This window comes from uncultured Albimonas sp., from assembly GCF_963977235.1.
Taxonomy (GTDB): domain Bacteria; phylum Pseudomonadota; class Alphaproteobacteria; order Rhodobacterales; family Rhodobacteraceae; genus Albimonas.
Genome location: NZ_CAXBOD010000041.1, coordinates 17,161 through 38,997, shown reverse-complemented (window position 1 = coordinate 38,997; position 21,837 = coordinate 17,161). Strand labels below are relative to the sequence as shown.

22 protein-coding genes are annotated in these 21,837 nt (G+C 73.2%); 8 read left to right on the top strand and 14 right to left on the bottom strand.

Annotated features, from left to right (window positions below):
• Positions 1-105: 105 nt before the first annotated feature.
• From AAC134_RS16795 to AAC134_RS16780, 4 genes are all read left to right on the top strand, one after another.
• Complete coding sequence (locus tag AAC134_RS16795) at positions 106-948, top strand: universal stress protein (RefSeq protein ID WP_339950278.1); 843 nt, start codon at positions 106-108, stop codon at positions 946-948.
• A 138-nt stretch (positions 949-1,086) separates the two neighbouring features.
• Positions 1,087-2,562 carry an aldehyde dehydrogenase family protein gene (locus AAC134_RS16790; protein WP_339950277.1) on the top strand — a complete coding sequence of 492 codons (1,476 nt, stop codon included), beginning with the start codon at positions 1,087-1,089 and terminating at the stop codon, positions 2,560-2,562.
• Positions 2,563-2,660: 98 nt separating this feature from the next.
• Positions 2,661-4,010, top strand: coding sequence for an oxygen-independent coproporphyrinogen III oxidase (hemN, locus tag AAC134_RS16785; protein WP_339950276.1), 1,350 nt, complete (start codon positions 2,661-2,663; stop codon positions 4,008-4,010).
• 292 nt (positions 4,011-4,302) lie between these two features.
• Positions 4,303-5,253, top strand: coding sequence for an acetamidase/formamidase family protein (locus AAC134_RS16780; RefSeq protein WP_339950275.1), 951 nt, complete (start codon positions 4,303-4,305; stop codon positions 5,251-5,253).
• Here the strand turns inward: AAC134_RS16780 and AAC134_RS16775 are convergent.
• Together AAC134_RS16775 and AAC134_RS16770 are read right to left on the bottom strand one after the other, a co-directional pair.
• Positions 5,250-6,362, bottom strand: a complete 1,113-nt coding sequence (locus AAC134_RS16775; protein WP_339950274.1) for an AbrB family transcriptional regulator — start codon at positions 6,360-6,362, stop codon at positions 5,250-5,252. The two genes, AAC134_RS16780 and AAC134_RS16775, sit on opposite strands and share 4 nt — an antisense overlap.
• 354 nt (positions 6,363-6,716) lie before the next feature.
• On the bottom strand, positions 6,717-7,361 hold the full coding sequence (locus AAC134_RS16770) for a class I SAM-dependent methyltransferase (protein WP_339950273.1): 645 nt from the start codon (positions 7,359-7,361) through the stop codon (positions 6,717-6,719).
• 125 nt (positions 7,362-7,486) lie between these two features.
• Here AAC134_RS16770 and AAC134_RS16765 point away from each other — a divergent pair, with 125 nt between their 5' ends.
• Positions 7,487-8,047 carry a type 1 glutamine amidotransferase domain-containing protein gene (locus tag AAC134_RS16765; protein ID WP_339950271.1) on the top strand — a complete coding sequence of 187 codons (561 nt, stop codon included), beginning with the start codon at positions 7,487-7,489 and terminating at the stop codon, positions 8,045-8,047.
• Positions 8,048-8,057: 10 nt separating this feature from the next.
• Here AAC134_RS16765 and arfB read toward each other — a convergent pair whose 3' ends face one another.
• The 8 genes from arfB to AAC134_RS16725 form a co-directional block, all read right to left on the bottom strand.
• Positions 8,058-8,483 (bottom strand): alternative ribosome rescue aminoacyl-tRNA hydrolase ArfB, encoded by a 426-nt coding sequence (arfB, locus tag AAC134_RS16760; RefSeq protein ID WP_339950269.1) that lies wholly within the window; start codon positions 8,481-8,483, stop codon positions 8,058-8,060.
• 416 nt (positions 8,484-8,899) lie between these two features.
• Positions 8,900-9,523, bottom strand: a complete 624-nt coding sequence (locus AAC134_RS16755; RefSeq protein WP_339950268.1) for a VUT family protein — start codon at positions 9,521-9,523, stop codon at positions 8,900-8,902.
• A gap of 164 nt (positions 9,524-9,687) precedes the next feature.
• Complete coding sequence (locus AAC134_RS16750; RefSeq protein WP_339950267.1) at positions 9,688-9,969, bottom strand: DUF2312 domain-containing protein; 282 nt, start codon at positions 9,967-9,969, stop codon at positions 9,688-9,690.
• Positions 9,970-10,075: 106 nt separating this feature from the next.
• Entirely contained in the window at positions 10,076-10,879 is an 804-nt protein-coding gene (locus AAC134_RS16745) for an ABC transporter permease (protein ID WP_339950266.1), read from the bottom strand.
• Positions 10,876-11,664: an ABC transporter ATP-binding protein gene (locus tag AAC134_RS16740; RefSeq protein ID WP_339950265.1), complete on the bottom strand. Its 789-nt coding sequence runs from the start codon at positions 11,662-11,664 to the stop codon at positions 10,876-10,878. The genes AAC134_RS16745 and AAC134_RS16740 overlap by 4 nt, the downstream gene beginning before the upstream one ends.
• A gap of 36 nt (positions 11,665-11,700) precedes the next feature.
• The gene (locus AAC134_RS16735) at positions 11,701-12,711 is read right to left on the bottom strand and encodes an ABC transporter substrate-binding protein (RefSeq protein WP_339950264.1); all 1,011 of its coding nucleotides are present in this window, start codon (positions 12,709-12,711) and stop codon (positions 11,701-11,703) included.
• 254 nt (positions 12,712-12,965) lie between these two features.
• Positions 12,966-13,445, bottom strand: coding sequence for an SRPBCC family protein (locus AAC134_RS16730; protein ID WP_339950263.1), 480 nt, complete (start codon positions 13,443-13,445; stop codon positions 12,966-12,968).
• 132 nt (positions 13,446-13,577) lie between these two features.
• Positions 13,578-14,009, bottom strand: coding sequence for an SRPBCC family protein (locus AAC134_RS16725; RefSeq protein WP_339950262.1), 432 nt, complete (start codon positions 14,007-14,009; stop codon positions 13,578-13,580).
• Between the two features lie 257 nt (positions 14,010-14,266).
• Here AAC134_RS16725 and AAC134_RS16720 point away from each other — a divergent pair, with 257 nt between their 5' ends.
• From AAC134_RS16720 to AAC134_RS16710, 3 genes are all read left to right on the top strand, one after another.
• Positions 14,267-15,217, top strand: a complete 951-nt coding sequence (locus tag AAC134_RS16720; protein ID WP_339950261.1) for an aldo/keto reductase — start codon at positions 14,267-14,269, stop codon at positions 15,215-15,217.
• Between the two features lie 113 nt (positions 15,218-15,330).
• Positions 15,331-15,756, top strand: a complete 426-nt coding sequence (locus AAC134_RS16715; RefSeq protein WP_339950260.1) for a DUF3574 domain-containing protein — start codon at positions 15,331-15,333, stop codon at positions 15,754-15,756.
• A gap of 113 nt (positions 15,757-15,869) precedes the next feature.
• Positions 15,870-16,523: a DedA family protein gene (locus AAC134_RS16710; RefSeq protein ID WP_339950259.1), complete on the top strand. Its 654-nt coding sequence runs from the start codon at positions 15,870-15,872 to the stop codon at positions 16,521-16,523.
• Between the two features lie 260 nt (positions 16,524-16,783).
• Here AAC134_RS16710 and ftsH read toward each other — a convergent pair whose 3' ends face one another.
• The 4 genes from ftsH to pal all read right to left on the bottom strand — a co-directional run bounded on the left by ftsH (position 16,784) and on the right by pal (position 21,797).
• Positions 16,784-18,703 (bottom strand): ATP-dependent zinc metalloprotease FtsH, encoded by a 1,920-nt coding sequence (ftsH, locus tag AAC134_RS16705; RefSeq protein WP_339950258.1) that lies wholly within the window; start codon positions 18,701-18,703, stop codon positions 16,784-16,786.
• Positions 18,704-18,839: 136 nt separating this feature from the next.
• On the bottom strand, positions 18,840-20,213 hold the full coding sequence (gene tilS / locus AAC134_RS16700) for a tRNA lysidine(34) synthetase TilS (RefSeq protein ID WP_339950257.1): 1,374 nt from the start codon (positions 20,211-20,213) through the stop codon (positions 18,840-18,842).
• Between the two features lie 262 nt (positions 20,214-20,475).
• Positions 20,476-21,300, bottom strand: a complete 825-nt coding sequence (gene ybgF, locus AAC134_RS16695) for a tol-pal system protein YbgF (protein ID WP_339950256.1) — start codon at positions 21,298-21,300, stop codon at positions 20,476-20,478.
• Positions 21,300-21,797 carry a peptidoglycan-associated lipoprotein Pal gene (pal, locus tag AAC134_RS16690; RefSeq protein WP_339950255.1) on the bottom strand — a complete coding sequence of 166 codons (498 nt, stop codon included), beginning with the start codon at positions 21,795-21,797 and terminating at the stop codon, positions 21,300-21,302. Before pal ends, ybgF begins: the two co-directional genes overlap by 1 nt.
• Positions 21,798-21,837 lie beyond the last annotated feature (40 nt).

The window sequence follows — 21,837 nt, the reverse complement described above, 5'->3', positions numbered from 1 at the left end:
GGCCGGGCCCGGGGTTCCGCCGCGTCCGCTTGATCCACCGCAAGGCGCCGGGCGGGGCCATCGGTCAACACTTTGCTGTAACAACGATCCGGGGAGAAGGATCCGATGTCCATCAAGACCATCACCGTTTTCGTCGACGGCGGCGCGGCGTCTGACGCGCGCCTGGCCGCGGCCTGCGAGATGGCGCTCAAGCACGACGCCCATGTGGTCGCCGTCGCCTTCGCCCGACAGTTCGACATGGGCGTCTACGCGATGCCCGGCGCCGAAATGGCCATGGACCTGAGCGCCATCGACACCGCGCGCGGCGAGGCCAAGGAACTGGCCAAGCGCGCCGAGGCGAAGATGCAGGCGGCCGGCGTCTCGGCCGACGCGCGCTGGGCCTCGTCGATCGCCGCGGGGCTCGAGGAGACCGCGGCGCGCGCGGCGCGCCACTCCGACATCGCCATTGTCGGGCCGGCGGGGGGCGAAGGTCCCGCGGGCGAGGCCGCCGAGGCCGCCTTCGAGGGGGCGCTGTTCGGCTCGGGCCGGCCGGTGCTGATGCTGCCCGAGGGCTGGAGCAAGCCGGTGGGCACGAAAGTCATGCTGTGCTGGGACGGCAGCCATGTCGCCGCCCGCGCCCTGCAGGACGCGATGCCCTTCATCAAGGCCGCCGGCGCGGTGACCGTCGCGCTGGTCGATCCCGAGCCGGGCGTGGACGGCACCGGCGAGGAGCCGGGCGCCGACATCGCCACCGTGATCGCCCGCCATGGCGTGGCGGTGGAGGTGAAGACCATCGCGCGGGCCGGCGCCTCGGTCGCCGAGCGCCTGCTGAGCACGGCCCAGGAGATGGGCGCCGACCTGATGGTGATGGGCGGCTACGGCCACTCGCGCCTGCGGGAGGCGATCTTCTCGGGCGTCAGCCGCTCGGTGCTCGAGGCGCCCGGCGTGCCGGTGCTGGTCTCGCACTGAGGTCGGGGCCGGAGTTTCCTTGCTGCGGCCCGCGCCTGTCCGGCGCGGGCCGTTCGCGTTCCAGGCGCGGCGGCGCCTCTGGAGCCGGCGCGAAGCGCGGGGTAGGCTCGCGCCAAATCGCGATCCAGGGAGGGTCCCATGAACGTGCAGTCCCCGCTTTCCGCCGTCCGGCCCGCTTCGGACGGGGTGTTTCTCGACAACGCCTGGGTTCCCGCGCTGGCCGGCGAGACGCTGGAGACCTTTGCGCCGGGCGACGGCCGGGCGCTGGGGCGGATCGCGGCCGGGGGCGGCGAGGACGTGGACCGGGCCGTGCGCTCGGCCCGGCGCGCCTTCGAGGAGGGGCCCTGGGGGCGGATGACCGCCTATGAGCGCGGGCGGATCCTGGCGCGGTTCTCGCGGATGGTCGAAGACCAGGCCGAGGCGCTGGCCCTGCTGGAGAGCCAGGACACCGGCAAGCCGATCCGCCAGGCCCGCGCCGACATCGCCGCCTGCGCGCGGTATTTCGAGTTCTACGCCGGCGCCGCCGACAAGCTGCATGGCGAGGCGATCCCCACCATCGAGGGCGTGCTGGCCGTGGCCGAGCGCGTGCCCTTCGGCGTCACCGGCCACATCATCCCGTGGAACTATCCCGCGCAGATGTTCGGCCGCTCGGTGGGCGGGTCGCTCGCCGCCGGCAACGCCTGCGTGCTCAAGCCCGCCGAGGACGCCTGCCTGAGCCTCCTGCGCATGGCGCAGATGCTGGCCGAGGCGGGCCTGCCCGAGGGGGCGCTGAACGTGGTGCCGGGGCTGGGCCGGGTGGCGGGCGCGGCGCTGGCCGCGCATCCGGGCGTCGACTTCGTCTCGTTCACCGGCAGCCCCGAGACGGGCGCCCAGGTGCAGATCGCCGCCGCCGCCCACCACGCCGGCTGCACGCTGGAGCTGGGCGGCAAGTCGCCCCAGATCCTGTTCGAGGACGCCGACCTCGACACGGTGACCCCGGTGATCCTGAACGCGATCATCCAGAACTGCGGGCAGACCTGCTCGGCGGGCTCCCGCGCGCTGGTCCACGAGAGCCTCGCCGACGAGCTCGCCGAGCGGCTGGCCGCGGGCTTCCGGGCGATGCGCGCCGGCCCGCCCGAGGCGGACCTGGACCTCGGCCCCGTGATCAACGCCCGCCAGCGCGCCCGCGTCGAGGGCTTCTGCGAGCGGGCGCAGGCCGACGGCGTGACGCTGGCGGCGGCCGGCGAGATCGCGGCCGAGGCGCCCGAGGGCGGGTTCTACGTGCGTCCGCGCCTGTTCGCCCCCACCCCGCGCGACCATGCGCTGGCCCGCGAGGAGGTGTTCGGCCCGGTGCTCGCGATGCTGACCTTCCGCGACGAGGCCGAGGCGGTGGCGATGGCCAACGGCACGGACTATGGCCTGGTGGCCGGGGTCTGGTCGAAGGACGGCTCGCGCGCGCTGCGGGTGGCGCGGCGGATCCGGGCGGGGCAGGTCTTCGTCAACGCCTACGGCGCGGGCGGGGGCATCGAGCTGCCCTTCGGCGGCATGGGCAAGTCCGGTCATGGCCGCGAGAAGGGCTTCGAGGGCCTGCGCGAGTTCACCACCCTGCGCACGCTGGTGATCAAGCACGGCTGAGAGGGGCGGTTAACTTCGATCCGTTTGATCCAGGTCATCAACCCGCAACTGTTTCGGGTCTAAGTCGCTCCCCGTGCCCCAGCCGCGAGGAGCCTGCCATGGACCCGGTCATCGCCCGCTACGCCCGCCGCGCCGCGCCGCGCTACACCTCCTATCCGACCGCGCCGCACTTCCGGCCGGATTTCGAGGCGGCGGCGCTGGGCGGCTGGCTTTCGGGGCTGGCGCCGGGGGATCCGGTCTCGCTCTATCTCCATGTGCCGTTCTGCCGGAAGATGTGCTGGTACTGCGGCTGCAACATGAAGCTCGCCCGCCGGTACGAGCCTGTGGCCGACTATGTCGAGAGCCTGCTGGCGCATCTCGAGCTGACGGCCGCGGCGCTGCCGGGGCGCATGGCGGTCTCGCATCTCGCCTGGGGCGGGGGGACGCCGACCTCGCTGAGCCCCGACGACCTGGCGCGGATCATGACCGCCGTGCGCGCGCGGTTCGATGTGCGCCCGGGCTCGGAACTGGCGATCGAGGTCGATCCCCGCACCCTGACCGAGGAGATGGCCGTCCGGCTGGGGGCCCTGGGCTTCACCCGCGCCTCCTTCGGCGTGCAGGAGTTCGACCCCCGCGTCCAGCAGGTGATCAACCGCGTGCAGCCGCCCGCCATGGTCGAGGCCGCGACGCAGGCGATGCGCGCGGCAGGGGTCGAGGAGGTCAGCTACGACCTGATCTACGGCCTGCCCTTCCAGACCGTCGAGAGCCTGCGCCGCACCGTCATCCAGGCGACCGAGATGGGCCCGCAGCGCATCGCGCTGTTCGGCTACGCCCACGTGCCCTGGATGGCGAAGAACCAGCGGATGATGCCCGAGGAGGCGCTGCCCGGCCCCGGCGAGCGCGCCGCCCAGTCCGAAGCGGCGGCCCGGACGCTCGAGGCGCTGGGCTACCAGCGCATCGGCTTCGACCATTTTGCGCTGCCCGACGACCCGCTGGCGGTGGCGGCGCGCGAGGGGACCCTGCGCCGCAACTTCCAGGGCTACACGACCGACACGGCCGAGACGCTGCTGGGCCTCGGCGCCACCGCGATCACCCGGACGCCGCAGGGCTTTGCGCAGAACCTGACCGAGACGGGCGCCTGGGCGCGCGAGATCGCGGCCGGCCGCCTGCCGGTGGCGCGCGGGCTTGCCGTGGACGCCGACGACCGGCTGCGCGCCTGGGCGATCGAGCGGCTGATGTGCGATTTCGAGGTGGATCTGGCGGAGGCCGGGCGCCGTCACGACGCTGCCGCCGGTTGGGCCGAGGAGGCGCTGGGCCGGCTGGCCGAACTGCGCGCCGACGGCATGGTCGAGATCACGGGCGACCGCGTCCGGATGACTCCGCGCGGCCGGCCTCTGGTCCGCGTCGCGGCCGCGGCCTTCGACGCGCGCCTCGCCCGCTCGGAGGCGCGGCACTCGCTGGCCGTCTGAACGGGCGCCGGCGCACCCGGCCCGCGCGACCGGCCGGCCACGCGCGCGCCCCGGACCCGATCCGGGGCCTCGTGCGCCACGCCGGGCCCGGGCGCCCGCCGCGCCGCCTTGGCGCGCCCGGGCGCACTGACCCTGCGCGCCGCTCGGCCGGTGTCGACCCTCCGGCACGCGACCGCCCCGGGGCGCCGCGCGCGTCCCCCTTCGCCGCCCATCGTCACGGGGGCGCGTCGGGGGCTTGCGCGCGGCCGCGCGCCGCCGCTCAATGCTCCCCATCGGCAGCGGAGGCGGCGAGATGGCCAAGCATCACCTTGAGGCAAGCGCTCAGACGGCCCACTGGGGCTGGTTCGAGGCGGGCATGACCCCCGCCCTGACCATCGAGAGCGGCGACGTGGTCACCATCGACTCCGTCTCCGGCGTGCAGGGAAACCTGCCGGGCGAAGGCTTCCACATCCCCCCCGAACTCCATGAGATCCACGCGCACGCCCCCCGCAACGCCATCGGCCCTCACATCCTGACCGGCCCCGTCGCCGTGCGCGGCGCGCAACCCGGCGACGTGCTCGAGATCCGCATCCGCCGCGTCGGCCTGCGCCAGGACTGGGGCTACACGCTGGTCCGCCCGCTGGCGGGCGCGCTGGCCCGCGAGATCGAGGCGGGCTTCATCTTCACGCGCCTCGACGAGGCCGCGGGGACCGCGACGCTGCCCTGGGGCACGGAATTGCCGCTCGACCCGTTCTTCGGCGTGATGGGCGTGGCGCCGCCGCCGGCCTGGGGGCCGATTTCGACCATCCAGCCCCGCGCTCACGGCGGCAACATCGACTGCAAGGAGCTGCGCGCCGGCGCCACCCTGTTCCTGCCGGTGCTGGCCGAGGGCGGCCTGTTCTCGGTCGGCGACGGCCACGGCCGCCAGGGCGACGGCGAGGTCTGCGTGACCGCCATCGAGACCGCGCTGCAGGGCGAGTTCGAGATCCTGCTGCGCCGCGACCTGCCCTTCGACTTCCCGCATGCCGAAACGCCCGACGCCCTGATCTCCTTCGGCACGCACTACGCGCTCGACGAGGCCGCCCGCGCCGCGCTGCGCCGGATGCTGGACTGGATCGAGCGGCTCACCACCCTGACCCGGACCGAGGCCTACATGCTGTGCAGCCTCGCCGCGGACGTGCGCGTCACCCAGATGGTCAACCAGGAGCAGGGCTGCCACGTGGTGCTGCCCCGCTCGGCGCTGGCCGGGGTGATGAAGGGCTAGGCCCTCGGCACCCAGGAGGCGATCAGCCGGGCCAGCCACGGCCCCAGGAACAGCACCGCGAGGAACCGCGCGGTCTGCATGGCCATCACGAAGGGCATGTCCACGTCCGAGGACGCGGCGATGATCGCGACCGAGTCCATGCCACCGGGGCTGGTCGCCAGCACCGCGGTCAGCAGGTCCTCGCCCGTCGCCGCGGCCAGCGCCACGCCCAGGCAGAAGCACAGCCCGATCAGCGCCACGATGCCGATCAGCAGTTGCGGCAGGGCGCGGGCGGCATGGGCCAGGATCGGCCGGGTGAAGCGCAGCCCGATCCCCCAGCCCGCCACCGCGTAGGCCCCGGTCAGCAGCCAGGGCGGCAGCGCCGGCGTCGGCAGGTCCGAGGCGTTCAGCGCGATCGCGATCGCCATCGGCGCGAGGAACAGGGCCGAGGGCATCCGCACGATCCGCCCGATCGCGAGGCTCGCGGTCACCACCGCCGCGGTCACCGCGAGACCCAGCAGGTCGGGCGCGGGGAACCAGTCGACGGCCGCGGCCTCGACCCCCTCGGGCACGCCCACCCAGAAGCGGGCGATCAGGGCGGCGCTCGCGGCCACCAGGCTGACCCGCAGATATTGCATCACCGCGACCAGCCGCATGTCGGCCCCATGCGCGTCCGAGAGGATCACCATCGCCGAGGCCGCGCCCGGCCAGGCCCCCCACACCGCGGTGGTGCCCGGCAGCACCTGCGCGCGGGCCAGCAGCCAGCCCAGCCCCCCCGCCAGCCCCACGACCGATCCGACGCCGATCAGGAACACGACCCAGTGGTCGAGGATGTCGCCCAGCACCGTCGGCGGCGTCGCCTCGCCGACCATGCAGCCCACCACGCCGAGCGCCGCGAAATGCGCCGCCCGCGGCAGCGGAACCGAGCGGCCCGAGAGCGCCATCGCCGCTGCCGCGATCATCGGCCCCAGCAGCATCGCCGCGGGCAGTCCCGCGGCGTTCAACGCCCCCCCCAGCGCGGCCGACAGTGCGGCCATCGCCACCCAGCGTCCGGCAAGCGCCAGGGGCGAGAGCGCGGGCGCGGTCGGAGCGGCGTCCTCCTGGACGGGATCGGGTTTGAAAACGGGCATGTCGGCCTTGCGGCGAGAGTGAGTGCGGAAAAGCGCAGCGCCACCGGGGCGGCCGCGCCGGGCGGCCTCTGGCCCCCTCGCGCGCTGCGCCCGCGGCGGCCCGCGTCGAACCGGGAGGCGAGCCCCTAAGGCGCAGGGCCACGCTTGTCCAGACCATTAAGCCGTCCGGTCGCCTCTGTCCCGCGGCAGGACCGCGCGGCGACCGTTCGCGGACAGGAGGCCCGGCCGGACCAGGCGCCTGAAGCGCCCGGCCCGAGAGGGGGCGCGTCGGCGCAGCCGACGGCGGCCGAGGGGGCTCGATGCCCCCGAGGACGCCACCCTGTCTCCGGGCCTCGCGCAGGCAGGGCGCCCGCGTCAGCCCAGCGGCGGTCGGCGCAGGAGCAGCCGGGTCATCCGCGCGAGGCCCTGGTGGAGCGGTCCCTCGTCCAGGCGGACGGCGCCCTCCAGCGCCTCGTGCACCTCCAGCCCCTCGCCGGAGAGCCAGGCGAGGCTCTCGTCCACGCTCCAGCGCAGGTCGGGGGCGCGGGGGCCGGGCCCCTCGGCCGGGGCGCCTGCGGGGCCCGGGCCGAACCCCTCCAGCACCAGCCAGCCGCCAGGGGCCAGCGCCTCGGCGGCCAGCGACAGGCCGCGGCGGCGCAGGGCGGGCGGGCCTTGCAGGCAGATCAGCGCGGCGAGGTCCCAGCGCCGCGCGCCGGGCGACCAGTCAAGGAGGTCGGCGGCGGTCCGCGCCACCCTGACGCCGGCGGCGCGGTCGCGGGCCTCGGCCCGGCGCGTGGCCTCGGCCGAGAGGTCGACGGCGCTCGTCTCCAGCCCCCGCCCCGCCAGCCAGGTCCCGTTGCGCCCGTCCCCGTCGGCGAGGCTGAGGGCCGAGCGGGGCGCCGCGCCGGGGCGGGCCAGGCACATCGCCAGCCAGGCGTTGGGCGCCTCGCCAAACAGGCCCCCGCGCGCCGCGGCGTATTTCGCGTCCCAGTCGGGACCGGGCCGCTCGGCGTCGCTCATCGGGCGCCCGTTCCACGCGGCGGAGCCATCGTGACCCTTTCCGGGCGATTTCCCGACAGCGCTTGAATCCTCGCTCCGGCTGCGCAGATCAAGCCCAGAACCGATTGAAACCAAAGGAGGCTCCCATGGCCGACCTGACCGGCAAGCGCATCGCCATCCTCTCCACCCACGGCTTCGAGCAGTCCGAGCTGATGGTCCCCCGCGACCGTCTGCGCGAGATGGGCGCCGAGGTGCACGTGGTCTCGCCCGAAGCCGGCCCGATCCGCGGCTGGAAGGGCTCGGACTGGGGCGAGAGCGCCGAGGTCGACCGCCGGCTCGAGGACGTGAACCACGACGAGTTCCACGCTCTCGTCATCCCTGGCGGCCAGATCAACCCCGACCTTCTGCGCGCCAACCGCGGCGCGGTGGATTTCGTGAAGGCCTTCCATGACGCCAAGAAGCCCATCGCCGCCATCTGCCACGGCCCGTGGCTGCTGATCGAGGCGGGCATCGTGCGCGGCCGCCGCGCCACCTCCTTCGGCTCGATCCGCACCGACATGATCAACGCCGGCGCGCGCTGGGAGGACGAGGCGGTGATCTGCGACGAGGGCATCGTCACCTCGCGCAAGCCCGACGACCTCGACGCCTTCGTGAGCAAGATCGCCGAGGAGGTGCTGGAGGGCCGCCACCTGTCCCGCGCGGCCTGAGCCGGGCCCGCTACGCGTCATCGCTCCCGGGCGCCTGCCTGAGGGACTTGACCTCGCCTCGCCGCGTCTTCGCGGCGAGGCGTCTGCGTTTGGAGCCCAGCGTCGGTTTGGTCGCCACCCGCCGCTTGGGCCGGTGCAGGGCCTTGGCGACCAGCTCGGCCAGCCGCTCGCGCGCTTCTTCGCGGTTGCGCGCCTGGGAGCGGTGGGTCTCGGCCCGGATGATCAGCGCCCCGTCCGAGGTCCAGCGTCGCCCGGCCAGCCGCCGCAGCCGCGCCTTGGCGTCGGGGGGCAGGTTGGGCGAGCGCTCGGCCTCGAAGCGCAGCTCGACGGCCGAGGAGACCTTGTTGACGTTCTGCCCGCCGGGCCCGGAGGCGCGGGTGAACTGCTCGGTCAACTCCCAGTCGGCAAGGGTGACGGCGTCGGTGATCCAGAGCATGTCGATCGCTGCCAGGTCGGGGGAAGGGGCGGGCGGCTGTCGCGGGGCAGAATGCACCCCCCGCGCGATCCTTCAAGGGCGATCCTCAAGGGCGATCCTCAAGGGCGACGGTCCGGAAGGCTCGGAAAACGCTGACCCCTGAAAACGGAAGGACCGCGGCTTTCGCCGCGGTCCCGTGAGCCGTGGAGCCTCAGGCGGGCAGGGACTGAACCCCTCGCGCCCGAAGCGTCGGAAAAGGAGGCTGCCCCTTAGGCGATCACCTCGAACGTGAACCCGACCTTCAGCTCCAACGTGCCACTCGACATTGGATCACCTCCTTTCCTTAAGTTGAACCTGGGGACGAGCATGCCGCCGCAGGTCCTGCCGGTCCAGAGAAAAATTCGGACGATCACACCGATCGTGAGGCGACGCGCAGGTCAGGCGGAATCGGGCCGCGCCGGGCGCATCCAGGCCAGCGCGGCGCGGAACGGGGCCAGCGCCAGCAGCGCCAGCGCCATCTTCACCGCGAAGTCCGCCAGCGCCAGGCTGACCCACAGAGGCGCCTCGCGCCCGATGCCCAGCACGGGAACCAGCTCGTTCGCCCAGGAGACGTCGTCCCAGGGAACCAGCGGGCCGAGCGCGCCCGAAAAGGCCACCGTGAAGAAGATCGCCGTGTCCGCCGCCGACCCCACCAGCGAGGAGACCAGCGGCGCGCGCCACCAGCTTTCCCCGCGCAGCCGGTCGAACACCCCCACGTCGAGCATCTGCGCCACGAGGAACGCGAGCCCCGAGCCCGCCGCGATCCGCAGCGTCGTGGCCCCCATTCCGGCCGCGACCAGCGAGCAGGCGACGCCGGCCGCAAAGCCCGCCAGCACCACCTGCCGCGCCGCCTTCGCGCCCAGCGCGCGGTTGGTCAGGTCGGTGACGAGGAACGCGATCGGGTAGCTCAGCGCCCCCCAGGTCAGCCAGTCGCCCAGCAGGCGCTGCACGAGGATGTTGGAGGCGACGACGGTCGCCGTCATGGCGATGGCGCCGACGATCAGGCCGCGGGTGCGGGTCATGGAAACAGGTCCTCAGATTTCGCGGGAGGCTGCGCGGGAAACAGAAAGGGCGCGCTTGCCGCGCGCCCGCTCGGGGAGGCGCCCGGGGCGCCGGTCGTCGGGTCCGGTCCGGGCCTCAGCCCGGCAGCCGGCGTCGTAGGGCGCATTTCAATGCGCCTTGCGGGTCAGCCCGGAAGCATGCCCAGCGCGTTCATGTAAAGCTCGAGCATCGCCTCCTCCTCGGAGCGCTCCTCGGGCTTCTTCTTGCGCAGGGCCACGATCTTGCGGAGGGTCTTGGCGTCGAACCCGTTGCCCTTGGCCTCGGCGTAGACCTCCTTGATCTGCTCCGAGACCTCCTTCTTCTCCTCCTCCAGCCGCTCGATGCGCTCGACGATGGCGCGGAGCTGGCCGGCCGAGACGGTGGTGGTCGAGAAATCGTTGTCGTCGTCGTCGAGCATGTCGGCCATCCGAGTCGGGGGCGGAGCGGGAGGGCGGACGCTACAAGCGCCCGCGCCCGGGGGCAAGACGGGCGCGAGGGCGAGAGGGACGCGCCTCCCCCGCCCTCAACCCGCCTCAGCGATTGAAGCCCGAGCGGTGCGCCCAGCCGGTCATCCGCTTCTCGAGCCAGGCCATCACCGCGTACATCACGATCCCCTCGATGGCGAGCGCGATGAGGCAGGCGAAGACCAGCGGCACCTCGAAATTCGCCTGCGCAGTCAGCATCATGTGGCCGACGCCGGAGTTCGCGGCCACCGTCTCGGACATCACCGAGCCGATGAAGGCCAGCGTGATCGCCACCTTCAGCGAGCCGAAGAAATAGGGCAGCGAGCGGGGGATCCCGACCTTGGTCATGATGTCGATCTTCTTGGCCCCCAGCGCGCGGAGGACGTCCTCCATCTCCGGCTCGATGGTCGCAAGGCCGGTGGCGACGTTCACCACGATGGGGAAGAACGAGATCAGGAAGGCGGTCAGCACGGCGGGCAGCCAGCCGGTGCCGAACCACAGCACCAGAATCGGCACCACGGCGACCTTGGGGATCGAATTGAAGCCGATCATCAGCGGGTAGAGCCCCGCATAGATCCGCCGGTCCCAGCCGATGAACAGCCCCAGCGCCAGCCCGAAGGCGATGGCGAGCCCGAAGCCCGCCAGCGTGGTCCACAGGGTCTGGAGCGAGTTCTCCAGCAGCCCGCCCGCGAATTCGTAAGCCGCGTAGGCGACCGCGGTGGGGGCGGGGAGGATGTAGTAGGGCACCTCCAGAACCCGCACCGCCAGCTCCCACACCACGAACAGGCCGATGGTGCAGATCCAGGGGGCGAGCCGCACCCAGGGGTCGGACTTGTAGGCGGCGACGACCGCCTCTTCGCTGGCCTCGCTCACTGGCGCGCCTCCGCGATCAGGCCGCGCAGCTCGTGCACGATGTCGGTGAACTGCCGCTCATAGGTGACGTCCAGCGGGCGCGGGCGGGGCAGGTCGACGTCGCGGACCTTCACCACCCGCCCGGGACGGGCCGAGAGCACGAAGATCCGGTCGGCGAGGAACACCGCCTCGCGCAGGTCATGGGTGACGAGGATCGTGGTGAACCGTTTTTCCGCGTGCAGGTCGCGCATCACGCACCACAGCTCCTCGCGGGTGAAGGCGTCGAGCGCGCCGAAGGGCTCGTCCAGCATCACCAATTCGGGCTCATGGATCAGGGCCCGGCACAGGCTGGCGCGCTGCTGCATGCCGCCCGAGAGCTGCCAGGGATACTTGTCGCCCGCCCCCTCGAGGCCCACCGAAGCCAGCAGCGCGTCGGCCTTGGCCTGGTATTCGGCCTTGCGGGCGCGCATCTGGCGGCGGTGGGGCTGCACCACCTCCAGCGGCAGCAGGACGTTGTCGCGGGTCAGCCGCCAGGGCAGCATCACCGGGTTCTGGAAGGCCATGCCGGCGATCGACACCGGCCCCTTCACCGGCGCCCCCGCCACCGAGACCGTCCCCTTCGTGGGGAAATTCAGCCCGGTGGCGAGCTTCATCAGCGTGGACTTGCCGCAGCCCGAGGGCCCGACGACGGCGACGAACTCCCCCTTCTCGACCGAGAGGGAGAGGCCGTCCACGGCGAGCGTCCCCTCCGCCGCGCCCTGGGGGGCGTAGCGGAGGGCGACGTCGGAGATCTCGACGAAGCTCATCGTCGGGGTCCTGTGTTCAACATCCCGGGCGCGCGATCAGTCCAGCATCCGCGTCTCGGCGGGGGGCAGGAACGAGGGGTCGAAGATGTCCTCGGCCGCGGGGCGCGACTGGAAGTCGTAGGTGTCGGCGATCTGGTCCATGGATTTGGTCAGACGCTCCATGTCCACGGCGCCGAAGCCGTTGGCGCGGACCTCGTCGGTGACGATGTTGTCCCGCAGCGCCATCTCGAGCCGCTCGAGCTCCACTTCCTCGCGGGCCACGTCGTTGTGGGCGGTGACGTATTTCACCGCGGCGGCGGGGTCGGCGACGGTCTCCTTGAAGCCCTTGACCAGCGCGGTCAGGAAGGCGGTCACCGCCTCGGGGTTCTCCTCGGCGAAGGCGGGGTTCACCAGCACCACGTTGCCGTAAAGGTCCAGACCGTTCTCGGTCATCAGCAGGACGGTGATGTCGTCCTCCGGCACGCCGTTCGCCTTGAGGTTGATGTAGGACGAGAAGCTGAAGCCGGTGATTGCGTCGACCTTGCCCTGGGCGAGCATCGGCTCGCGCACCGGGAAGCCGACGTTCTCGATGGTGACCTTCGAGGCGTCGATGTCGTTGGCCTTGGTGAAGGCCTTCCACTGGGCGTAGGCGCCGTCGGGGGCGGGGGCCCCGAGGATCTTGCCCTCGAGGTCCTTGGGGGTCTCGATCCCGAGGCTCTTGCGGCCGACCACCGCGAAGGGCGGCTGGTTGTAGATCATGAAGATCGCCTTCACGTCCAGGTCGGGGTTCTGGTCGCGGAACTTGATCAGCGTGTTGATGTCGGCGGCGCCCATCTGGTAGGTGCCCGCCGCCACGCGCGGGATCGCGTCGAGCGAGCCCTTGCCCGTATCCATGGTCACGTCGAGGCCCGCCTCCTCGAAATAGCCCTTGTCGAGCGCCAGCAGGAACGGGGCGGCGGGGCCCTCCCATTTCCAGTCGTTGGCGAAGGCGATCTTGGTCTGGGCATGCGCCGCGCCGGCGACGACGAGCGTCGCGGCGGCGAAGGCGAGCGTGCGGAATCGGATCATCGGGGGCCCCTTTCGCGGTGGTTCTGCCGACAGCGGAGGCATTAGGCACAGGCGCCGGCGCGCCCGCAAGCAGATGAACGGCGGGCGCCCCGTTTTGCGGCGGTGCATCCTGTCGCGGGCGGCAAGCGTCCCTCGGCCGCCCCGGGGCGCTCGCCCGACCTCAGGCCCGACCTCAGGCCCGATCTCCGGCCCGGTCTCGGGCGCCAGACCGGCTTTGAGACCGGAGCTGAGGCCGGGCCCGGGCCCGGGTCCGGTCAGGTCCCGGACCGGGCCGAGAGCGCGGCGCCTTCGGCCGGCAGGGCGTCGGGAGCGGTCTTCGCGCCGAAGCGCACGGCCAGGGCGGCGAGGCCGATCTCGTGGATATTGGCCACGATCTCGCCGGTCCGCGCGCTGGGGGAGGCGAACTCCGCCGTCCAGGTCACGCGGCAGCCGCCGGGGCGGTGGGCGCAGCTCAGGGTCGCGAGGTGGCCTTCCATCGGCAGCGCGCTTTCGACGACGGAGACGCGAAGCAGACGCGGGCCGCGCGCCACCAGACGCTCGAGGATCCCGGCGCCGTAGGTGGTGGTCAGGCGGCGGTGGCGCACTCCCTCGATCTGCAGCTCCTCGCCCGAGGCGAGGGCGGGGTGCCAGTCGACGATGCTCAGGAAACCGCCGATTTTCGGCCACGCCTCCTCGGCCGAGCAGGGGAGGTCCACCCACCGCTCGATACGGTCAAATGCAGAATGGTTGCTCATCTTTGTCCGGACACCTCACACAACTTGACGGCGAAGTAGCCGGCGCCGTCGCCCCGTGCAACGGTTTCACCGCTAAAGTTGGAGGCATCCGAGCGGGGTCCGCCCCCGGGAGACCGGAGGCGGGGGGCCGGGTCAGCCGCCGAAGCGGTCGCGCAGGCCGCGCAGGCCGGATTCGAAGACGCCGGCGATGATCTCGTCGGCCTTGGGGCTGTCGGAATCGAAGCTTGCGGACCAGTAGACGCGGGACCCGGTCTCGCCCGGCTCCTCCCGGTCGAAGCAGGTCAGGGTGGCGAGGTAGTTCTCCACCGGCAGCGGGCTCTCGGCGATCGAGTAGCGCTGCAGGCGGCCGTCCGAGGTCTCGAGCTTCTCGAGGAAGGTGGCGCCGCCCTTTGCCCGGACATGGCGGTAGAACTCGCCCTCGAGCTCGACCTTCTCCGAGGACTCGACGCCGGGGTGCCAGAGGTCGAGGCGGAAGAAGTCGCCGATCAGCGCCCAGACCTCGGCGGCCGGGACGGGAAGGTCGAGCCAGCGCTCCACCCGGTCGGTCTTGTGGTGATGGTCCATGGCGCGGCCTCCCCTGGAGTTGTTGGACCCTGGAGGTATTCCTCGGGGGGCCGGGGGGCAAGCGCGACCGATCGGTTCGGGCGCAGGCTGGATTCGCCGGCCGGCCCGGCCCATGATCGGGGCGTCGCAGGATCCGCGGCCGGTCCCGGCGCGCGGCCCCCCATTTCGCCCCGAGCGCCCGTCGCCCGGACGCGCAGCCCCGGCCGGGGGCCGCGCGCCGAGGGGGCGGGCGGCCGGGGCCAGGCAGGAGAGTTTCGATGGAGAAACGCAGGCTGGGGTCCACGGGCCTCTCGATCGCGCCGATCGTGTTCGGGGGCAACGTCTTTGGCTGGACCATCGACGAGGCCGAGAGCTTTCGGGTGCTGGACGCCTTCGTCGATCACGGCTTCAACGCCATCGACACGGCCGACGTCTATTCGCGCTGGTTCCCCGGCAACGAGGGGGGCGAGTCGGAGACGGTCATCGGCCGCTGGCTCGCCGCCCGGCCGGGGATGCGCGAGAAGGTGACGATCTTCACCAAGGTCGGCTCGGACATGGGGCAGGGCAAGCGGGACCTGTCGGAGGACCATATCCTGAAGGCGGTCGAGGACTCGCTGGTCCGGCTGGGGATCGAGCGGATCGACCTGTATTTCTCGCACTGGCCCGATCCGACCGTGTCCCACGAGGAGACGCTGGGCGCCTATGCCAAGCTGCTCAAGGCGGGGAAGATCGCCTCGATCGGGGCCTCGAACTACGACGCCGAGCTGCTGGGGGCGGCGCTGGCGGCCTCGAAGGCCGCGGGGCTGCCGGCCTACGGGGCGCTGCAGAACGAGCTGAACCTCTATGATCGCGCCGGGTTCGACGCGGAGCTGAAGGCGGTGTGCGCGCAGGCGGACGTTGGGGTGACCACGTATTTCTCGCTGGCCTCGGGGTTCCTGTCGGGCAAGTACCGCTCGGCGGCCGACGCCGAGGGGCGGCCGCGCGGGGCGCGGCTGGAGAAATATTTCGACGCGAAGGGGATGAAGGTTCTGGCGGCGCTCGACGAGGTGGCGGGCGCGCAGGAGGCGAGGCCCGCCGAGGTGGCGCTCGCCTGGCTGATCGCGACCGACGGGGTGAGCGCGCCGATCGCCTCGGCCACCTCGGTCGCGCAGGTCGAGAGTTTCGCGCGGGCCGCCTCGATGGCGCTGAGCGCGGAGCAGATGGCGCTGCTGAACGCGGCGGGCGCCTGACGGCGCCGCCCCCCTCTCCCCGCCCCCCGGCCACGCCTCCCCACCCGCCCACCCTCGGCGCGTCCGGGCGGCGGGGAGAGGGGGGCGGGGGCTGTCCTGTCCGGGAGGCTGTCATGACTGCAGGTGTGCGCCGTGGGGTGGGGGCTTGTCTGGCCCTTCTGCTGTGGGTCGGGATGGCGGGGGCGGGGTTCGCCGCCGCGCCCTGCGCGGAGGGCGCCGTGCCGATGGCGCGGAGCGAGCTGTTCTTCGGGACCGGGCGCGCCGCGGCCCCGCCGGTGAGCGAGGCCGAGTGGCAGGCCTTCGTGGACGCCGAGATCACCCCGCGCTTCCCCGACGGGCTGACGCATTTCCCCGCCTCGGGCCAGTGGCGCGGCGCGGATGGCGCGGTGGCGCGGGAGGGGAGCTTCGTGCTGCTGCTCTGGCATGCGCCCTCGGCCGAGGCGGATGCGGCGCTGGCCGAGATCCGGGCGCTGTGGATGCGCCGCTTCGACCAGGAGAGCGTGATGCAGGTCGAGGGACTGTCCTGCGTGCGGTTCTGATCCGCGCCGAGCCCGTCCGACCCCGCGCCGCCCCAGCCTCGCCATGAAGGCGCCGCCCGGTCGGCCTAGCTGTCGCCGGCGCGCAGGGCGGCGGATGGGCAGGGAGACGGCGGATGGTCGAGTGGATGACAGGGGTGATCGAGGCGGCCGGAGCGTTGGGCGTGGCGGCGTTGATGTTCCTCGAGAACCTGTTCCCGCCGATCCCCTCCGAGCTGGTGATGCCGCTGGCGGGATATGTCGCGCAGATGCATGAGGGCGGCGCGCCGGCGCTGGCGGCGATGATCGCCGGCGGTGTGGTGGGCTCGGTCGCCGGGGCGACGCTGTGGTACTGGGTGGGGCTGCGGATCGGGGCGGCCGGGCTGAAGCGCTTCTCTCGCCGGCACGGGCGCTGGCTGACGCTGACCCCCGGCGACGTCGACAAGGCCGACGCCTGGTTCGACCGGCATGGCGGCTGGGCGGTGCTGCTCGGGCGCCTGGTTCCGACCGTGCGCACCTTCGTCTCGGTTCCGGCGGGCGTCTCGGGGATGCGGCTGTGGCCGTTCCTGGCGCTGACCACGGCGGGCTCGACGGTGTGGGTGTCGCTGCTGGCCGGCGCGGGCTGGGCGCTGGGGCGCGAGTACGAGGCGGTGTCGGCCTGGCTCGATCCTGTGGCGACGGGCGTGCTGGTCGCGATCGGCGCGATCTACCTCTACCGGGTCGCCACCTTCCGGCGCACGATCCGCAAGCAGGATGCGCGGCAGGAAACGCACGGGCGCTCGGAGCCCTGAGGCCGGACCCTCGCCGCAGGGCGCCGCCCGGCCCTACGCCGGCGCGCGGTCTTGACTGGGGAGACGGTCCGGCCGGGCGCCGCGCCCGCCATGCGCCGCGGGCAAGACCCCTCGACCCGCGAGACGCCTGACGCGGCGCCTCCGACCGGCAAACTGGTCGCCGACCTCGACGCCGCATCCCGGCCGGCATCCCGGCCGGCCTCCTCAAAAGCGGAACGGCGGCCCGGGGGCCGCCGTTCTGGTCTCGTCTGGCACGGCGTTCAGCCCTGGGGCTGGGGGGCCATGCCGCCATCGTCGCCCGGACGGCGCTTGCCGGCCTTGGGGATCGAGGCGATGCCCGACCCCTCGCCCGACACCGGGGGCGGCGGCTCGTCGTTGGAGCGGTCCAGCGTCTCGCCGCGGATCACTTTGCCGATCTCCTCGCCGGTCAGCGTCTCGTACTCCAGCAGGCCCTGGGCCAGACGCTCGAGGTCCATGCTGCGCTCGGTCAGGATCCGCTTGGCGGTCTCGTAGCCCTCGTCCACCAGGCGGCGGACTTCGGCGTCGATCACGCGCTGGGTCTCGGGCGAGGCGTTGGACTGCCCCATGCCCGGGCCGAGGTAGCTTTGCTGCTCGTTGGCGTAGTCGATGTTGCCCAGTTTTTCGGACATGCCGAACTGGGTCACCATCGCGCGGGCGATCTTGGTCACCTGCTGGATGTCCGAGGCCGCGCCCGAGGTCACCTTGTCCGGGCCGAAGATCACTTCCTCGGCCACCTTGCCGCCCATCGCCATGGCGATCTTGGAGCGATACTTGGTGTAGCTGACCGAGAGGTGGTCCCGCTCCGGCAGGCTCAGCACCAGGCCCAGCGCGCGGCCGCGCGGGATGATGGTGGCCTTGTGGATCGGGTCGTGCTCGGGGACGTTGAGGCCGACGACGGCGTGACCGGCCTCATGGTAGGCGGTCAGCTTCTTCTCGTCCTGGGTCATCACCATCGAGCGCCGCTCGGCGCCCATCATGACCTTGTCCTTGGCGTTCTCGAAGTCGTCCATCGTCACCAGGCGCTTGCCCAGCCGCGCGGCGGTCAGCGCGGCCTCGTTCACCAGGTTGGCGAGGTCGGCGCCCGAGAAGCCCGGCGTGCCGCGGGCGATGACCTTCAGGTCCACGTTCGGCGCCAGCGGCACCTTGCGGGCGTGGACGTGCAGGATCTTCTCGCGGCCGGCCACGTCGGGGTTCGGGACCACGACCTGGCGATCGAAGCGGCCGGGGCGCAGCAGCGCGGGGTCGAGCACGTCGGGACGGTTGGTGGCGGCGACCAGGATCACGCCCTCGTTCGCCTCGAACCCGTCCATCTCGACCAGCAGCTGGTTGAGGGTCTGCTCGCGCTCGTCGTTGCCGCCGCCGTAACCGGCGCCGCGGTGGCGGCCGACGGCGTCGATCTCGTCGATGAACACGATGCAGGGGGCGTTCTTCTTGGCCTGCTCGAACATGTCGCGCACGCGGCTGGCGCCGACGCCCACGAACATCTCGACGAAGTCGGAGCCCGAGATGGTGAAGAAGGGCACGCCCGCCTCGCCCGCGATGGCGCGCGCCAGAAGCGTCTTACCGGTGCCCGGAGGGCCCACCAGCAGGGCGCCCTTGGGGATCTTGCCGCCGAGGCGGGAGTATTTCTGAGGGTCCTTCAGGAACTCGACGATCTCCTCGAGCTCCTCCTTGGCCTCGTCGATGCCGGCGACGTCGTCGAAGGTGACCTTGCCCGAGCGCTCGGTCAGCAGCTTGGCCTTGGACTTGCCAAAGCCCATGGCGCCGCCGCGGGCGCCGCCCTGCATGCGGTTGAGGAAGAAGATCCACACGCCGATCAGGATCAGCATCGGCAGCCAGAAGCCCAAGGTCGAGAGAAGGCCCGAGGACTGCTGCGGCTCGACCCGGATCTCGACGCCGTGCTGGCGCAGGTCGGGGATCACGTCGGCCCCGCCCGGCTGGATGGTCTGGAACTCCGCGCCCGAGCCGAGGCGGCCCGAAATGCGCTCGCCGTCGATGACGACGGAGGAGACCTGGTCGCTTTCCACCCTCTGCAGGAAGTCAGAGTAGGTGATGCGGGCTCCCTGGGAACTGCCGCCGCCTTCCTGGAACACGCTGAAAAGCGCGACCAGAAGCAGGATCACGACGGCCCAGAAGGCCAGGTTCTTGGCGTTGCCCAAGGCTGATCTCCGATTCGGTGCGCGGGGACTGACCCCTCACATAGGTATCACACGGCGACGGTCAACGCGCGGGCGCGCGCGCCGACGGTCGCCTCGGGTTCGGGGCGGGGCCGCCGGGTCGCATGACCTTGGGCGTCTACCGCAGAATCCTTTCCAAAAGAAGGTCTCGCAAGGTCGCCTGCGCAAGGGGCGCGACGCCTTGACCGGGGTCAACCCCCCAGGCCGCCAGCGGCGCGGCCGCCAGGCGGCCCCCGATCCGCAGCGCCGGCGCGCCGGCGCGGGCGGGGCGGGGGGCGCGCGACCAGGCCTCGGTCGGGGTCCAGGCGCCGGCCCGGGCTTCGGCGGCGAGCAGCGCGAGGCCGGTGGCGCCAAGCGGGCCGATCACCGCGCGCTCGGCCGCGGCGGCGAAGGCGGGGCCGGTCCCCTCCAGCCGCCAGCGGCCGTCCCAGGGCGCGTCCAGCGGCGCGCCGGGCGGGGGGAGGGCGGCGGGCTCACGGTAGAGCACGATCTCGTGGCGGGCGTCGGGGCAGGGGGCGTCGCCCTCGGCGCGGATAACGCAGCCGCCCAGCGTGCGGGGAGGCAGCGGGCCGGGGGCGAGGATCGCGGCCTCGATCTCGGCCAGCGCCCGGGCGCGCGGCGCGTGGGCGGCGCCGGCAAGGGCGCGGAACAGCTCGGCCAGCACCCGGCGGCGCAGGGCGTGGGGGGCCTCGGCGAGCGCGGCGCGGGGCAGGCGCAGCTCTCCGGCGCCGCCGACGCTCAGGCGGCCGCGCAGAAAACCCGCGGCGAGGTCGCGCAGCGCGTCGCTGTCCTCGGCGAGCCGCGCGGCGGCCGCGGCGATCCCCTCGGCGGTGACGCCCACGGGCCGCAGGGCGGCGAGCGCGCGGCGGGCCTTCACCCGGTCGCGGGCCGGATCCTCGTTCGAGGGGTCCTCGATCCAGCCCTGGCCGGCGTCGCGCAGCAGGGCGCGCAGATCCTCGCGCCCGAGCGCGAGGGCGGGGCGCAGCCAGTTGGCGCCGGCGCGCTCGGACACTTCGCGCATCGAGGACAGGCCGTCGAGGCCGGAGCCCCGCGCCAGCCGCATCAGCAGCGTTTCGGCCTGGTCGTCGCGGGTGTGGGCGAGCGCCACCGCCCGCAGGCCGCGGGCCGAGGCCCAGCCGGCGATCAGCCCGGCGCGGGCCTCGCGCGCGGCCTCGGCGAGGTTGCCGGTCTCGGGGCGCTGCGTCCAGCGCAGGGTGGCGTGGGGGACGCCGAGGCGGGCGCAGAGGGCGGCGGTCCAGGCGGCCTCGACGCCGGCCTCCGCGCGCAGACCGTGGTCGACGGTGACCGCCTCGAGGCGCAGGGGGCGCTCGCGCGACAGATCGAGGGCCGCCAGCAACAGCGCCAGGCTGTCGCCGCCCCCGGAAACCGCGAGGCCCAGAGTTTCGGGCGCCAGCGCCTCGAGCCGCGCGCGCAGGGCGGCGCGGGTCGACGCGGCGGTCTCGGCGTCGCCGGGCCGGGCGGGGTGAAACACGAGGTCGATGGGGCGCGCCGCTTCGGGGGGCTGGGGCGTGGAAGCGGGGGGCGGCGCGGAAGGCTCGGAGGTCGCTTCGCCGCGAGGCGCGGGCGCGCCCAGGGGAGGGGTCCCCCCGGGCGGGGCGGGAGCGGAAGCCCCGGACGGCGGGGCGAGACCGGGGGCCCCGGTCGGCGCCTCCGCGTCCGGTCGAGCGGCGGCGCCCTCGGCGTCGCGCCCGGCGGGGGCCGGGCGCGGGGTCCCGGCGCCGCCGCTCACCGGGTCACTGGCAGCCGAGGCGGCTGCGCTCGGTCTGCGCCGTCGAGACGGCCGAGGATCCGGGATAGCGCGAGCCGACCTCGGCCAGCGTCAGGCAGGCCTCGTTGACCTGGTTCAGCCGACCCAGCGCCACGCCAAGATAGGCGAGGCTATCGGGCGCCGTCTTGGCCTGCGGATAGGCGGTGACGTTGGTCAGGAAGGTCTGCGCGGCCTCGCGGCTCTGGCCGAGCTCGAGCTGGGCGCGGCCCAGGTGGTGCTCGGCCTCCGGGGTCAGCGGCCCGTCGGGATACTGCGCCAGGAACTGCAGAAGACGGGAGCGCGCGCCCCCGTAGTCCCCCGTGGCGATCGCCTGCTTGGCGTCGTCGAGGGCCACCTGCTCGGACACCGCCACCGCGCCGCCGCCGCCGCCGCTCGACGAGGGCCGCGGTCCGGCCTGGCCCAGCGGCGCCGGATCGCCGACCAGCGACGAGTCGCCGCCCTCGAGCGTGGTCATCCGCCAGTCGAGGTCGTTGATCCGCTGGCCGCCGTCGCGGGCGATCTGGTCGATCTTGTGCTCGAGCTCCTGGATGCGGCCGTTGAGACGGCGCACCTCCTCCTCGAGCGACTGGATCTGGGCCGCCGCCGCGCCGCCCTGCTGGGCGAGCGCGGGCGTCGGCGCCAGGGCGGGGGCGGCGACCGCCCCCGCAAGGATCAGTCCGCCCAGGGCAAGGCCCCGGAGCGGCGCAAGGGCGGGATGCAGGAGGACCGCCAGGCCCTCCCCCGCCGCGACCGGCGAGGCGCGCCGCGGCCGGCGCGCCCCCCGGGCGCCGTCACGCAGGCGCCCGCTCATCAGCTGATCGGCCCGCCGGCGATGACGGTGACCGAACGACGGTTCTGCGACCAGCAGCTGTCGTTCGAGCACAGGGCCTCGGGGCGCTCCTTGCCGTAGGTGACCATGCGCAGGCGGGAGGCGTCGATGCCCTCGCCGATCAGGAACGAGCGCGCGGCCGCGGCGCGGCGGGCGCCGAGCGCGAGGTTGTACTCGCGGGTGCCGCGCTCGTCGGCGTGGCCCTCGATGGTCGCGGTGCGCGCGGCGTTCTGGCGGAGCCAGTCGGCCTGGGCGCGCAGGGTGGCCTGCGAGGCCGCGTCCAGCAGCGAGCTGTCGGTGGCGAAGTAGACGCGGTCGCCGATCGACTGGTTGAAATACTCGACCGACGCGGGGTCGAACTGGCCGGCGCCGTAGCCGGGCGTGGCGCCGGCGGTGGCGTCCGTGTCCTCGACATCGGTCGAACAGGCCGCGAGGCCCGCAACGAGGAGCAGGGCGGCGAGGGGTTTGAGCACGGTCATCTCAGGTCCTTGGCTCAGGCCTGGCGGACGTTCCGCCAGG

Bases quoted from the DNA above. Each gene is read 5' to 3' on its own strand.
- AAC134_RS16750 (WP_339950267.1), bottom strand. From the start codon at position 9,969: ATGGCCGACATGCTCGACGACGACGACAACGATTTCTCGACCACCACC.
- AAC134_RS16710 (WP_339950259.1), top strand. From the start codon at position 15,870: ATGGTCGAGTGGATGACAGGGGTGATCGAGGCGGCCGGAGCGTTGGGC.
- AAC134_RS16770 (WP_339950273.1), bottom strand. From the start codon at position 7,361: ATGAGCGACGCCGAGCGGCCCGGTCCCGACTGGGACGCGAAATACGCC.
- AAC134_RS16765 (WP_339950271.1), top strand. From the start codon at position 7,487: ATGGCCGACCTGACCGGCAAGCGCATCGCCATCCTCTCCACCCACGGC.
- AAC134_RS16795 (WP_339950278.1), top strand. From the start codon at position 106: ATGTCCATCAAGACCATCACCGTTTTCGTCGACGGCGGCGCGGCGTCT.
- AAC134_RS16725 (WP_339950262.1), bottom strand. From the start codon at position 14,009: ATGGACCATCACCACAAGACCGACCGGGTGGAGCGCTGGCTCGACCTT.
- AAC134_RS16740 (WP_339950265.1), bottom strand. From the start codon at position 11,664: ATGAGCTTCGTCGAGATCTCCGACGTCGCCCTCCGCTACGCCCCCCAG.
- AAC134_RS16755 (WP_339950268.1), bottom strand. From the start codon at position 9,523: ATGACCCGCACCCGCGGCCTGATCGTCGGCGCCATCGCCATGACGGCG.
- AAC134_RS16780 (WP_339950275.1), top strand. From the start codon at position 4,303: ATGGCCAAGCATCACCTTGAGGCAAGCGCTCAGACGGCCCACTGGGGC.
- pal (WP_339950255.1), bottom strand. From the start codon at position 21,797: ATGACCGTGCTCAAACCCCTCGCCGCCCTGCTCCTCGTTGCGGGCCTC.
- AAC134_RS16715 (WP_339950260.1), top strand. From the start codon at position 15,331: ATGACTGCAGGTGTGCGCCGTGGGGTGGGGGCTTGTCTGGCCCTTCTG.
- ybgF (WP_339950256.1), bottom strand. From the start codon at position 21,300: ATGAGCGGGCGCCTGCGTGACGGCGCCCGGGGGGCGCGCCGGCCGCGG.
- AAC134_RS16775 (WP_339950274.1), bottom strand. From the start codon at position 6,362: ATGCCCGTTTTCAAACCCGATCCCGTCCAGGAGGACGCCGCTCCGACC.
- AAC134_RS16720 (WP_339950261.1), top strand. From the start codon at position 14,267: ATGGAGAAACGCAGGCTGGGGTCCACGGGCCTCTCGATCGCGCCGATC.
- arfB (WP_339950269.1), bottom strand. From the start codon at position 8,483: ATGCTCTGGATCACCGACGCCGTCACCCTTGCCGACTGGGAGTTGACC.
- AAC134_RS16730 (WP_339950263.1), bottom strand. From the start codon at position 13,445: ATGAGCAACCATTCTGCATTTGACCGTATCGAGCGGTGGGTGGACCTC.
- AAC134_RS16790 (WP_339950277.1), top strand. From the start codon at position 1,087: ATGAACGTGCAGTCCCCGCTTTCCGCCGTCCGGCCCGCTTCGGACGGG.
- hemN (WP_339950276.1), top strand. From the start codon at position 2,661: ATGGACCCGGTCATCGCCCGCTACGCCCGCCGCGCCGCGCCGCGCTAC.
- AAC134_RS16735 (WP_339950264.1), bottom strand. From the start codon at position 12,711: ATGATCCGATTCCGCACGCTCGCCTTCGCCGCCGCGACGCTCGTCGTC.